This window comes from Peribacillus sp. S4, from assembly GCF_046715815.1.
GTDB classification, from domain to species: domain Bacteria; phylum Bacillota; class Bacilli; order Bacillales; family DSM-1321; genus Peribacillus; species Peribacillus frigoritolerans.
Window position 1 is genome coordinate 2079088 of record NZ_CP175708.1, and the last position, 12793, is coordinate 2091880.

The 12793-nt window shown below is 41.3% G+C and carries 11 protein-coding genes; 9 read left to right on the forward strand and 2 right to left on the reverse strand.

The features are described from left to right. Window positions 1-69: 69 nt before the first annotated feature. The 3 genes from ACJ9PY_RS09975 (at window position 70) to ACJ9PY_RS09985 (ending at window position 3413) form a co-directional block, all read left to right on the forward strand. On the forward strand, window positions 70-1254 hold the full coding sequence (locus tag ACJ9PY_RS09975) for a thiolase family protein (protein WP_411739913.1): 1185 nt from the start codon (window positions 70-72) through the stop codon (window positions 1252-1254). An 86-nt stretch (window positions 1255-1340) separates the two neighbouring features. Continuing rightward, the gene (locus ACJ9PY_RS09980) at window positions 1341-1745 is read left to right on the forward strand and encodes a PaaI family thioesterase (protein ID WP_063576637.1); all 405 of its coding nucleotides are present in this window, start codon (window positions 1341-1343) and stop codon (window positions 1743-1745) included. A gap of 63 nt (window positions 1746-1808) precedes the next feature. Beyond that, complete coding sequence (locus ACJ9PY_RS09985; protein WP_411739914.1) at window positions 1809-3413, forward strand: long-chain-fatty-acid--CoA ligase; 1605 nt, start codon at window positions 1809-1811, stop codon at window positions 3411-3413. A 94-nt stretch (window positions 3414-3507) separates the two neighbouring features. On the opposite strand, the gene ACJ9PY_RS09990 is transcribed toward ACJ9PY_RS09985, so the two are convergent. Beyond that, window positions 3508-4272 carry a hypothetical protein gene (locus ACJ9PY_RS09990; RefSeq protein WP_411739915.1) on the reverse strand — a complete coding sequence of 255 codons (765 nt, stop codon included), beginning with the start codon at window positions 4270-4272 and terminating at the stop codon, window positions 3508-3510. A 343-nt stretch (window positions 4273-4615) separates the two neighbouring features. On the opposite strand from ACJ9PY_RS09990, the gene ACJ9PY_RS09995 reads away from it, so the two are divergent. After that, on the forward strand, window positions 4616-5191 hold the full coding sequence (locus ACJ9PY_RS09995; RefSeq protein ID WP_411739916.1) for a hypothetical protein: 576 nt from the start codon (window positions 4616-4618) through the stop codon (window positions 5189-5191). Between the two features lie 153 nt (window positions 5192-5344). Here the strand turns inward: ACJ9PY_RS09995 and ACJ9PY_RS10000 are convergent, their stop codons facing one another. Then, a complete protein-coding gene (locus ACJ9PY_RS10000) occupies window positions 5345-5761 on the reverse strand; it encodes a PaaI family thioesterase (RefSeq protein ID WP_411739917.1) in 417 nt (138 codons plus the stop codon). Between the two features lie 1253 nt (window positions 5762-7014). On the opposite strand from ACJ9PY_RS10000, the gene ACJ9PY_RS10005 reads away from it, so the two are divergent. The 5 genes from ACJ9PY_RS10005 (at window position 7015) to menC (ending at window position 12792) form a co-directional block, all read left to right on the forward strand. Continuing rightward, the gene (locus ACJ9PY_RS10005) at window positions 7015-7872 is read left to right on the forward strand and encodes a MurR/RpiR family transcriptional regulator (protein ID WP_411739918.1); all 858 of its coding nucleotides are present in this window, start codon (window positions 7015-7017) and stop codon (window positions 7870-7872) included. A 46-nt stretch (window positions 7873-7918) separates the two neighbouring features. Next, window positions 7919-9049 (forward strand): amidohydrolase, encoded by a 1131-nt coding sequence (locus ACJ9PY_RS10010; protein WP_411739919.1) that lies wholly within the window; start codon window positions 7919-7921, stop codon window positions 9047-9049. 36 nt (window positions 9050-9085) lie between these two features. Beyond that, on the forward strand, window positions 9086-10570 hold the full coding sequence (locus tag ACJ9PY_RS10015; protein WP_328135612.1) for an amino acid permease: 1485 nt from the start codon (window positions 9086-9088) through the stop codon (window positions 10568-10570). 143 nt (window positions 10571-10713) lie between these two features. Next, complete coding sequence (locus ACJ9PY_RS10020) at window positions 10714-11544, forward strand: GNAT family N-acetyltransferase (RefSeq protein WP_411739920.1); 831 nt, start codon at window positions 10714-10716, stop codon at window positions 11542-11544. Between the two features lie 111 nt (window positions 11545-11655). Beyond that, entirely contained in the window at window positions 11656-12792 is a 1137-nt protein-coding gene (gene menC, locus ACJ9PY_RS10025; protein WP_283930503.1) for an o-succinylbenzoate synthase, read from the forward strand. Window position 12793 lies beyond the last annotated feature (1 nt).

Here is a 12793-nt window from a genome sequence, read left to right on the forward strand (position 1 = left end):
TGTTTAATGTTTTATTCGGGCAGGTAGTCTTTTGCCCAAGTATCCGGAATTTCAAGGGGGAGGAACGAAATGGGAGAAGATATCGTGATCGTGAGTGCTGTACGAACACCAATTGGTAGGTACGGTGGAGCATTTAAAGAGATTAGTTCCGGTCATTTGGCTAGCATTGCCATTAAAGAAGCGATCAAACGGGCAAATATTGCAGCGGAACAAGTGGATGAAGTCATTTTCGGGGAGGTTAGGCAAACGACCGAATCCTCGAATGTCGCGAGGGTGGCAGCATTGCGATCAGGGATTCCCGATTCTGCACCGGCTTTTACGGTAAACCGATTATGTGCATCAGGAATGCAAGCGATCACCTCAGCAGCACAGCAGATTAGCTCAGGTCAAGCAAATATAGTCGTTGCCGGGGGTACGGAAAGCATGAGCCGGGCACCGCTTTATTTAAGAAGTGCCCGTTTTGGGGGAGACAGGACCCAACTAGTTGATTCTAATACTGAAGCTGGGCAGCAGCCTCAAGAAATTTATGGGAAAAGTTTGGGGATGGGAATCACCGCTGAAAATGTCGCACAGCGATACAACATTTCCAGGGAAGAACAAGATGCCTTTTCAGTGGAAAGTCAACGAAGAGCGGCGCAAGCTATGGAAGAAGGAAGGTTCAAAGATGAAATCGTTCCTGTCCAGGTCTCTGACAGGAAGAGTACGGTTATCATTGAAACGGATGAATATCCACGCCCTGACACCACAATGGAAAGGCTTGCAAGCTTAAAACCGGCATTCAGGGAAAACGGAACCGTCACAGCAGGGAATGCTTGTGGCCGTAATGACGGGGCAGCTGCATTGGTCTTAATGAAGGCCAGTGAAGCGGAACGGTCGCAAGTACAGCCGATCGCAAAGATCGTCGATTGGGCGACTGCTGGAGTTTCTCCTGAAGTGATGGGAATTGGTCCAGTACCAGCCGTTGGAAAACTTATGGAGCGCACCGGGAAAAAAGTTGAAGAAATTGGGCTTTTCGAATTAAATGAAGCGTTCGCTTCACAAGCATTGGCAGTAATCAGGGATTTATCGCTAGATGAAAACAAGGTGAATGTAAACGGAGGCGCCATTGCACTTGGGCACCCAGTCGGATCGACGGGCGCAAGGATCGTGACAACGCTAATACATGAACTGATTCGCAGGAAAGAAAAATATGGAGTTGCTACACTTTGTGTAGGCGGCGGCCAGGGAATGGCGATCATGATTGAAACGATATAGTCCAACGATAAAGGAGCGGAAACCCCATACGTTTCTGCTCCTTTCCGTTTATAATTTGAATCGCGCAAAAGTGAGGGGGAGGAAGATTGCCTGTTGAAGTGGAGGATATTCGGAATCAATTCGAAAGTAGTGCATTCTTTTCGCATATTGGGTTTGAAATCATTCGGTTTGAAGAAGGAAATGTAACGATAAAGCTAAACATTGAAGAACATTTACTTAATGTCAATGGAACACTGCACGGGGGCATTCATGCCACCATGCTGGATACCATCCTAGGAATGGTGACTCGTTCCGTTACCAAATCTAAAGTCGTGACGACAAGTTTAACAGTACATTATTTAGCTAGCATATCAAGCGGGGAACTCTTTGCGGAAGCAAAAGTCCTGCAAAAAGGATACAAAATTGCCTTTACTGAAGGAGAAATAAAAGATGCTGAAGGCAACATCATTGCTAAGGGGACAGGGATTTTTAAAATCATTCGCGATAAATGAGGCAAGGATGATTAAATTGGCTGACAAGTGACTATGCTCCATTTTAATAGTAAAAAATGAGGTGTGAAAAAATTGACTAGAACTTGGCATCGATTTTATCCGAAAGAAACCCCAGCAGAAATTGACATTCCAGTATTGTCCTTATATGGACTCCTTGAACGTTCAGCCCGACTTTACCCAACCTGCAAGGCCGTAATAGATGGGGATCGGGAAATGACATATATGGAATTAAAGGATGCCGCAGATCGTTTTGCTGTGAATTTAGACAACCGTGGATTTCAAAAAGACGATCGTATAGCAATCATGCTGCCAAATTGTCTAGAATATATCATTGCCTATTATGCCACCCATCGTTTGGGAGGTATGGTCGTTCAAGTGAACCCACTGTATAAGTCGAGTGAATTGGACTATATATTACGGGATTCCGGAGCCAATTGGTTCATTGGGCGGGAGGTACAACGGGAAATATTAGCGCTAACAAGTTTTTCTGAAAGGTTAACGTTCATATCTGCCGAGCAATTAATGGAAACTGGAACGGATTTATCAAGAAAAGATAAGGAACTTCCTGTTCTTGACATCGACCCAAAGGAAGCTGTGGCTGTTCTTCAATATACAGGGGGAACTACAGGGAAATCAAAAGGGGTCATGCTCACGCATTTTAATTTGATCTCGAATGTATTTCAAGATTTTGCTTTCACGGCTAATGCCCTTCAACTCCAAAGTCCTGGCGAACGGATGCTTGGATTGACCCCATTATTCCATGTCTTTGGTAATGGACGATTGAATAGTGCCATATATGCCGGATCAACTTATATCACATTAGAGAAATTTGAAATAGATAAGGTGGTAGATTTGATTCGAACACATCGGCCAACCATTTTTCCTGGTGTCCCGACCATGTATATTGCTTTATTGAATCACCCGGATTTGACGGCGGACGATTTATGCTGCTTTAAGTACTGCAGCTGTGGTTCTGCGCCGCTCCCGATAGAAATCATTCAACAGTTCGAAAAAAAATTACGGATTACAATATTGGAAGGATTCGGGATGTCGGAAACTTCCCCCACTACACACCGTAATCCAGTCATAGGACAGCAAAAACAAGGAAGTATCGGAATTCCATATCCAAATACCGATGCTAAAATCGTCGATTTGAAAACAGGCGTTGATGAATTGCAAGCAGGAGAAAGAGGCGAACTGATCATTAAAGGCCCGCAAGTAATGAAGGGATATTGGGAAAATCCAGAGGAAACCGCAACAGCTTTGCGGGATGGATGGCTTTACACTGGGGATATCGCGACGATGGATGAAGAGGGATATTTCTATATCGTAGGCAGGAAGAAAGATATGATCATTGCAAGCGGTTATAATGTATATCCAATCGAAGTCGAAGATATTATTTATCAGCATCCAGCCGTGAAAGAGACATGTGTATATGGAGTACCGGATTCATACCGTGGGGAAACGGTAATAGCGGCCATAGTTTTAAAGAAAGGCAAGTCAGTCACGGAGCAGGAAATCAGGGAGTTTTGCGTGCAGCGACTTGCCAGATATAAAGTGCCGCGAAGTTTTGAGTTCAGGGAGCAATTGCCAAAATCAGCTGTCGGGAAAATATTGCGCAGAATTTTAATGGAGGAAGCACAGAGCCCTACTGCCGGGGGCAGATAAGCATAGCAGTTATCGTAAGGGAGCTCAGATGAAACCCTAAATAAGGGAAACCTTTATTCGAGGTTCCCCTTATTTAGGGTTTATAGACGATAATCTATTTTCCTTTTAGGGGAATTTCAAATGAAGTCCCATCCACCAATAATTCATGAGACTCACCATCCGCTATATCATCGGTAGTGTATGAAAAGGAATCGAGCCGATCTAATTTTGCCTCTGGATCAACCAATAAACCAATTGTGCCTTTTCTCAATTCTCCTGGTTGGTAATCTAATCGACTTACTTTTTTTGTCCCCATAAAAGTATCCCCGGAATGGATGAAATTTTTAGAAGGCACATCATATGTAAGATCATCATTGAAAGTAACATTTTCCATGCTGAAGAACTGAAGTTCCTTCGAATCTTTATTTTCAACAGAATAAGTTATCTCTAGATAAGAAACCTCTTCATCGATATCCGTTTTAGACAACGCCGCCCGTTGATCGATTTCCTCCATGGATAAATTCTCTTTATAATATATCGAATAGGCCTCTTCAAAACTCAATCCCGTATAGGACTTGAGTTCCTCTTTTGCTTCATCTGTGAGTGAAGATAATTGAATCCTGCGGATATCCTTGACTGTGATGACCATCGGTGCCAATTCAAAAGCCTCATTAATAGACTTCGTTTCTAGTAATCTGAAGGTTCCCCAATTTTTTTGGCGAACCTTATCCCCGACTTTTTCAAGATGGATCCCGCCATATTCATCAACCTCAGGAATTTTGGATTCCTTGGCTTCCGCATTTTCCCCTTTTTCAGTTTTATCGCTCTTGAAATAATTTAAGGCAATCACACTTAAACAAATAAGCAATAATCCAACCATTGCTGAAATGATCCAACTTTTGCGAATACTTCATCACTCCTTGTCTTAAACCATTGATGTCAAAGAGTAATATACCATTTTTTTTGCAAAAGAAGGAAAGGGGAGTGCCTGAAGATTGATCCTTATGATTACTAGAACATGTTCATCCAAATGATTCGAAGTTCCCTGTCCATGATAATGATTTCTCAGCTACAGTACAAGCCGTTTTATAAAAGATTCATATCATATTTATAACGAAGGGGAAATCTTGAAAAACTGAGAACATTCTTTTATTCTTTTATAGTTTTCTCATCCCTGGAGACCTCTCTAGTAACAAATTTTAAAAAAAGGAGACGTTTAGGGAATGTTGTGGCCAATTAACAATGGTAAGGAAAGGTTACATCAGCCAAATAAAAGTGCAATGCTGTCCATGCAAGAGATAAAAGCCATTGAGTCCTGGATATCTCAAATAGGGATATTCCAAATATATATAACCGCTGGACAATTAGTATCTACCGCCAGAAAAACGCTCAAGTTCAAGTATAAAATAATCGGGCATGGTTTTAACCGGGTTGTCTATGATTTAAATAATGGCTATATTTTAAAAATTGCATTGTCACAAGTAGGACTAATAAGCAATGCAAATGAAGCCTATATATACAATAACTGTAATGAGGAAGTCAAAAAGTATTTATGTCCAGTTAAGGAGTATGGGACGGGCTGGATAATCATGAAGAAGGTGGACACGAAAGTGCCGTTTGCAATCAAGGAATATACGAAACTGTTCAAGTTGGAATTAAAATTCCTGAGGCACGGTATTATCCCAATAGATTTGCGTTTAGATAATGTCGGATATAACGAGAACGATGAAATGGTCGTCATTGATTACGGTCTATTCACCATGGATCTCAAAAGCCCCGTGCTGCGATGGCTTGTTTGATGAGGTGTCTATCCAAAGAAAGTATAAAATTGATTTACCATGAGGTGATTAGGCGAAGCGGTGAATCTTGTGCTCTCTTGATTTTATCGAATGGTCTAAATGAAAGAAGCATGTTACGAAGGGATTTTTTGTGCAACATGCTTTTTTTATGGTTTAAAGGATCATAACTGATGACACAACGCTAGCCACTTTTTTATCATTTTGAAATAAATCTGCAAGTACATAAGCTGTTTTTTTTCCGATTCGGTCTACTTTTGCTTCAACTTGTACGTCTCCTAATCTTACTGGTCGATGAAAGGTAGTATGTAAATCAATGGATGCGAAGGATTGTCCGATGCTTAATTTAGATGATATCGCATAAGCCATCATAATATCTGCTGCAGAAGTGACAAATCCACCCATTGCTACACCAATTCCGTTAATAAACTTTTCATCTACTTTCCATAAACCTCTCGCAATTCCATCCTGGGCATAATTTGCTTCAATCTGTAACGTTAGATCACAATTCGGAGGTTGTTTCCCCTCTGTAATAACTTGTAAAAGCTCGTTTCCTTTAGATGGTTCCCCCATTAAAACGCCCCCCTTGAATAAGTTTAAACTACAGAATATTCTAACATATATCTTAGTGTCAATGAAGTTATTGATTTTACAAATAAAGTAATTAGAGACCCGAAGTGGTGGATTAGATTTCCACTTCAGGCACTCGCTTTCCTTGGGCGGTCTGGGGAGCCTCTTCGGCTTCCGCCTGCGGGGTCTCCCTTGGACACGTTTTTCCCGCAGGAGTCTCGTACCTTTCGTTTCAATCACTTTTATTAAAAATTCAGATGAACCCTTTTGTATAAAAAGTAGCTCGGAATGGTCACACCCCGAACCGAGAAATGTAATTTGGTGGTGGATTAGATTTCCACTCCAGGGACTCACTTTCCGCGGGAGGGCGGGAGCCTCCTCGGCGCGCCTGCGGGGTCTCCCATGCCACGCTTTTCCCGCAGGAGTCTCGTACCTTCCGTTCCAATCAACTTGTATAAAAATTCAGATGTGAAACCCTTTTGTATAAAAAGTAGCTCGGAATGGTCACACCCTGAACCAAGAAATGTAATTTGGTGGTGGACTTGATTTCCACCCCAGGCACTCACTTTCCGCGGGCGGTCTGGGGAGCCTAACTCGGCTTCCGCCTGCGGGGTTCTCCTCTAGACATGTTTGTTCCGGAGGAGTCGCGAACACCCGCTCCAATCAACTTTGTTTTATTTAGACAGAATCCTTTTGTCTACAACCTAGAAAATTTTTGTTTGCCGACAGTCTTTTTTTGTGGGTTTATAAAATGGGAACGTTGATTTCCACTTCAGGCACTCGCTTTCCGCGGGCGGGAGCCTCCTCGGCGCGCCTGCGGGGTCTTCCCTAGACACGTTTTTCCCGCAGGAGTCTCGTACACCCGCTCCAATCAACTTTGTGTTTTAAAAGAAAAAATTGTAGGCTGCTCTATTCGGAACCAAGTTTAGACTAGTTTATACTTTAAGTTTTTCAGAGTAATCCTCATTGGATTGAAGAAATTTGCGACACTCCTGCCGAAATACTGTCTAGCCTAGACCCCACAGACGCTTGCGTCGAGGAGGCTCGGCAGACAGTCGGCGGAAAGGGAGCGGATTTCTGAAATCAACTGGATATCATTTTATAAAAAACTGTAGAAAAGTTCAAAGTTGATAATTGTCAAAAAAATCAAAAACTTCTTCTTTTTCTAATTAAATTGTGATAGTGTATAAAACAAAGAAGTATTTCCTTCGTCATAAATTTAAAAAGAAGTATTTAATTCATCAGAAAGGAGTGATATGGTGGAACATCTTTCATTTAAATTATTAGTAAAAGAAAAATTTGACCATCTATCGGCAGGTCAAAAAAAAGTTGCCGCTTATCTGATTGAAAATTTGGATGAAGCCGCTTTTAAAACGGCATTTCAAATTGGTAGGGAAGCGGAGGTTAGTGAAACAACGGTCATTCGGTTTTCCTATTCATTGGGATTTGAAGGGTTTAGTAAAATGCAGTCGAGGATTCAAAAACAGCTGCTGCACCAAAATCAAATAGACTTATCGAATACTGATTCCATTCTCCACATTGATGACAAGCAAGATCCCTTTACAAAAGTGATAGAAAACGAAGTTCATATTTTAAGACATCTATTAGATCATACGAACGTTCAGGATATATGGAAAGCAGTCGATGTTCTGATCCAGGCTGACCAAATATTGATTGCAGGACATCGGGTTTCCCATGCTGCCGCCTATTGGTTCTCCTATACGCTAAGTTCATTAAGGGAAAATGTAAGTTTATGTTCACCTACAGGAGACTTCTATGAAAAGTTTTGTAATCTCACAAATAAGTCTGCATTAGTTGTTTTTTCCTTTCCCAGATATGCAAACGAAACATTAAAAGTTGCTGAGTGTGCCAAAGAACAAGGAGTTTGTTTAATTTCAGTTACAGACCGCCTTCTGTCACCAGTTGGACGCATCTCTGATATTTCTCTGACAACTGAAGAAAACGCAGAAACCGGAACCAATTCAATCGCTTCCGTTATTAGCTTGTTGGACTTGGTCATTGCAGGCATCCATCAAAAAGACGCAAAACGGATATATACCCATCAGCAAAAATTAGAAAGGCTATATTCAAGTTATGAGGTGTTTAATGAATGAGTTTTTAATAAAGTTAAAATTCATGTAAAGGAGGAGGGGTATCATTATGGACCCGATTCAATATATTGATCAGCATCAAGAAACATTGATGAAGTCCTACCATGACTTGCATTCTTTGGCTGAGCCAAGCTGTCAGGAAGAAAGAACGTCTTGCTATATTTTAAAATGTCTTAGGGAAGCGGGCATCACCGTAAAAACATTTCAGGGCCATTATGGAATCATTGCCGAGATTCCAGGCATTTCAAAAAAGGTTGTGGCATTAAGGGCTGATATGGATGCACTTGTTCAGGAAGTAGATGGAGTTGTTAAGGCCAATCATTCATGTGGACATGACGCACATAGCACAATGGTTTTATATACGGCATTGGCCATTGCCTCCAGCGGAATCCGGCCTAAACACACTCTCCGATTTATATTTCAGCCTGCAGAAGAAAAAGGGGAAGGCGCTCTTCAAATGATCAATGATGGCGCGTTGGAGAATGTTACATATTTATTCGGGGTACATGTAAGACCCAGTACGGAGGTTCCTTATATGAAGGCTTCCCCCGTCATTGTCCATGGCTCAGCCGAAACAATAAGGGGTACAATCAAAGGCCTTCAGGCTCATGCATCCCGTCCAAAAGATGGAATAAATGTAATCGAAGCAGCAGCTTTGCTTGTCCAAAAATTACAGCAGATTAATCTTGAAACCGAAATTCCTTATTCCATCAAAATGACTCAATTTGAAACAAACAATAAAGCATCAAACGTTATCCCGGAAACAGCTGTCTTTGCTATTGATGCCAGAGCACAGTCAAATGATGTAATGAATGAACTAAATCGCTTAACAAAGGAAGCTTTTGAACAGACAATGGAACAAACTGAAACATCGATCTCCTGGTCTGCGGAAGAATTTGTCCCAGCTGCGACCTTGAATGAAAAGGCGATAAAGATGGCTGACGCCGCAATTGCAGATATCCTTGGGATGGAAAATGTCGTTCCGGTCTGTGTTTCTCAAGGAGGAGAGGATTTTCATTTTTATACAGCCGAAAATCCTGATATAACTGCAACCATGATAGGGTTAGGCTGCGATCTAACGCCTGGTCTGCACCATCCGGATATGAAGTTTAATTTACAAGCACTTATTTATGGAACGAAAATACTAATTAACACAGTCATGATGGCGGCAGAAGAGTAAAATTTTTCACTTAAAAAATTAATGAAGGGGTGTTTTATGGAAAATACCGCACAAACATCACAAACCGGGGACCAAACAGCTGCTGATGAAAAACAACTGGAGCGAAAACTCAAACCAAGGCATCTTTCGATGATTGCAATCGGCGGCACCATTGGAACGGGGCTATTTTTAGCGAGCGGTTCCATTATTCATACTGCGGGTCCTGGAGGAGCTGTGTCTGCCTATATTATTGCCGGGATCATGGTTTACTTTCTGATGACAAGCTTAGCCGAAATGGCTGCCCTTATTCCTATTACAGGCTCTTTTAGTACCTATACATCAAGGTTTGTTGATCCTGCATTGGGATTTGCGATTGGGTGGAACTATTGGTATAACAATGCAATCGTAGTCGCACTGGAATTAGCAGCTTCCTCCCTGATAATGAAATATTGGCTTCCTTCTGTTCCGGGCATCATTTGGAGCGCATTATTTCTTGCAGTCATATTTGGCCTTAATATTTTATCGGTAAAAGGATATGGAGAATCAGAATTCTGGTTTGCCATTATCAAGGTTTTGACGATTATCATTTTTATAGCAGTAGGTTTATTAATGATTGTAGGAATCATGGGAGGGGATGCCGTAGGTTTTGAAAATATCACCAAAGGAGAGGCACCGTTTAAAGGAGGCTTTTTCTCTATTATAAGTGTCTTTATGGTGGTAGGATTTGCCTTTCAAGGTACCGAGTTAGTAGGAATTGCGGCCGGCGAGAGTGAAAACCCAAGAAAAAATATACCAAAGGCCATTAAGCAAATCTTCTGGAGACTCCTCTTGTTTTATGTATTGGCGATAATTGTGATTGGATTTTTAATAAGCTATAATGATCCGCGTTTGCTAAGCTCGGATATTGAAGATATTGCGGTAAGTCCCTTCACTCTAGTTTTTCAAAACGCTGGGCTTGCCATCGCTGCCTCCGTTATGAATGTGGTCATTCTTACTTCCGTTCTTTCTGCAGGCAATTCGGCCATGTACGGAGCTTCTCGCGTGCTTTGGGTGCTGGCGAAAGAAGGCAAAGCCCCTTCGTTTCTAAAAAAAGTGAATTCAGGCGGCATTCCAGTGAACGCTGTGTACTTTTCTACCATCGTTGGGATGGCAGCTTTCCTGACCTCTCTTTTCGGTGAAGGCACGATTTATACTTGGTTATTGAATGCTGCAGGATTATCCGGTTTTTTATCCTGGTTAGGAATCTCGATTACACATTATCGTTTCCGGAAGGCATATATTGCACAAGGTAGAGATTTGAAAGATTTGCCTTATGTATCAAAATGGTATCCATTCGGTCCGATATTAGCCACACTTTTATGTGTTACGGCAATCCTGGGACAAAATTACTCTGCATTTTTCGGCCCTGAGATTGATTGGTATGGAATTTTAATTTCCTATATCGGACTTCCTTTATTTTTCCTGGCTTTTCTAGGTTATAAAATCGTAAAGAGAACAAAAATGACTCCATTGCAAGAGGCCGATTTCAGTAAAGCGGAATAACAAATAAAAGAGTATTTCGTAAACATAAAGTATTTAAAAGATAGCTCCAGCGCCTTGCAAGATAAGCCGTCAGCTGTGGAACTTACTTGTTCATCTTATGTTGGGCCGATCAAGGTGCTTGTGCTTTTCATAGGAGGTTGACCATGACGAAATCACAGGAAATTGTAATTCGTTCTCTTCATCGAATTGAAGAGCTAGAGGAAGTAAGAAAGCTAGAGTCCAGCATTTGGGGAGAAACCGACTCAATCCCTGCACACCAAACCTTAACAGCCGTGAAAAATGGCGGTTTGGTTATAGGAGCTTATTGGGAAGGAAAGCTGATTGGATTTCAATACAGTTTTCCGGGATTCAATGGGCAATCAGCCTATCTTTGTTCACATATACTAGGAATTGATGAGCAATTTCGCAACAAAGGTATAGGCGAGAAGTTAAAGTTAGCACAACGTGAGGAAGCGCTAAAGCTCGGCTATTCCCTTATTACCTGGACATACGATCCTTTGGAAAGTGTTAATGGGTATTTAAATATAGCCAAGCTCGGCGGGGTATGCTCCACATATATCGCAAACTGCTATGGTGAAATGGAAGATCTTTTAAACAGCGGAATTCCTTCTGACCGCTTTCTTGTCGAATGGCATATTGATAAAAAAGAGACAACGGATTCTAGCGGACAGGGAATGCCGCTGGACTTTGTGATGGAAAACTCGCTTATTCAATGGGATACCATTGAAAAGGGATTGCCAGTTCCATCTTTCACTCGCCCGCTGCCTGAACAAGAATGTGAAACAGCTTTTGTTGCCCTTCCAAAGGACTTCCGAACAATAAGAGTCACAAATATTCAAGCGGCCAATGACTGGCGGATGAAAACCAGGGACATTTTTACCGGATTATTTCAGCAAGGATGGCAGGTAACAGGCTTTATGAAGAATTCCATGACGGAAATTCCCGTTCAGTTTTATGTGCTATCAAGGAAATGAACTAGAAGAATATATATAATGTTTAGTAAACTCTGGCTGTGTAAGCCTATTAATAAAAAATTTGTAAGACTGTGTTCTTTAACAGTTTTATCACAAAAGGAGAATTTCTAAGTGAAAATTAAACAAGTTATTCTAAGGCATCTTAAGCTAGACTTGCTTGAACCTTTTACAACTAGCTTTGGGACGGAATACGATAGGGATTTTATCCTTGTCGAAGCCATAAGCGATGATGGCATTTCCGGTTGGGCTGAATCGGTTGCCATGCTCGACCCCCTGTATAATGAAGAGACCTTAAAAACAAACTGGCATATTCTAGAAGACTATCTAATTCCAATAATCCTAAAAAATGAAATCAAGCATCCTGATGAAATTTCCGAAAAATATTTCACCCATATTCGCGGAAATTATATGGCAAAAGCAGCTTTAGAGGGTGCCGTTTGGGATTTGTATGCTAAAAAGCAAGGTGCTTCTCTTTCAAATGTGTTAGGTGGAACAAAAAAGAAAATTGAAGTGGGGGTAAGCATTGGAATAAAGGATTCGATCGATTCGACCCTGGATATAATTGAAGCTCGTCTCGGTGAAGGCTATAAACGTTTTAAACTAAAAATCAAACCGGGCTGGGATGTTGAATTAATAGACAAGGTACGAAAAGTATATCCTGAAATCCCGCTCATGGCCGATGCAAATTCAGCTTATACCTTAAAAGATATAGACCGGTTATCCGCCTTGGATGATTTTAATTTAATGATGATTGAGCAGCCGCTTGCCTATAATGATATCATTGACCATGCAGATTTACAGTCAAGGTTAAAAACACCTATTTGCCTGGATGAAAGCATACACTCATTAGAGGATGCCAGGAAAGCTATTAAATTGGGCAGCTGTAAAATTATTAATATTAAGATTGGCCGTGTCGGAGGTTTGACTGAATCCAGGAAAATCCATGATTTATGTCTTGAACATGGCATTCCGCTATGGTGTGGAGGTATGCTGGAATCAGGCATTGGCAGAGCTCATAATATTGCAATCACTTCACTGCCGAACTTCACTCTTCCCGGTGATACCGCAGCTTCCTCCCTCTATTGGGCAGAAGATATCACTGACCCCGAAGTTACAGTGGAAAACGGAATGATCAGTGTTCCAGAATTGCCTGGAATCGGCTATGAACCAAGCATGGAAAAAATCAATAAGTATACTATACACAGTCAAACCTATCATTTAAGTGAGAATGTTGTTAGAAAAGCCTAGG

What these genes read in the sequence shown, in the direction of transcription:
- ACJ9PY_RS09975 (WP_411739913.1), top strand. Translation starts at nt 70, where the DNA reads ATGGGAGAAGATATCGTGATCGTGAGTGCTGTACGAACACCAATTGGT.
- ACJ9PY_RS09990 (WP_411739915.1), bottom strand. Translation starts at nt 4,272, where the DNA reads ATGGTTGGATTATTGCTTATTTGTTTAAGTGTGATTGCCTTAAATTAT.
- ACJ9PY_RS09995 (WP_411739916.1), top strand. Translation starts at nt 4,616, where the DNA reads ATGTTGTGGCCAATTAACAATGGTAAGGAAAGGTTACATCAGCCAAAT.
- ACJ9PY_RS10000 (WP_411739917.1), bottom strand. Translation starts at nt 5,761, where the DNA reads ATGGGGGAACCATCTAAAGGAAACGAGCTTTTACAAGTTATTACAGAG.
- ACJ9PY_RS10005 (WP_411739918.1), top strand. Translation starts at nt 7,015, where the DNA reads ATGGTGGAACATCTTTCATTTAAATTATTAGTAAAAGAAAAATTTGAC.
- ACJ9PY_RS10010 (WP_411739919.1), top strand. Translation starts at nt 7,919, where the DNA reads ATGGACCCGATTCAATATATTGATCAGCATCAAGAAACATTGATGAAG.
- ACJ9PY_RS10015 (WP_328135612.1), top strand. Translation starts at nt 9,086, where the DNA reads ATGGAAAATACCGCACAAACATCACAAACCGGGGACCAAACAGCTGCT.
- ACJ9PY_RS10020 (WP_411739920.1), top strand. Translation starts at nt 10,714, where the DNA reads ATGACGAAATCACAGGAAATTGTAATTCGTTCTCTTCATCGAATTGAA.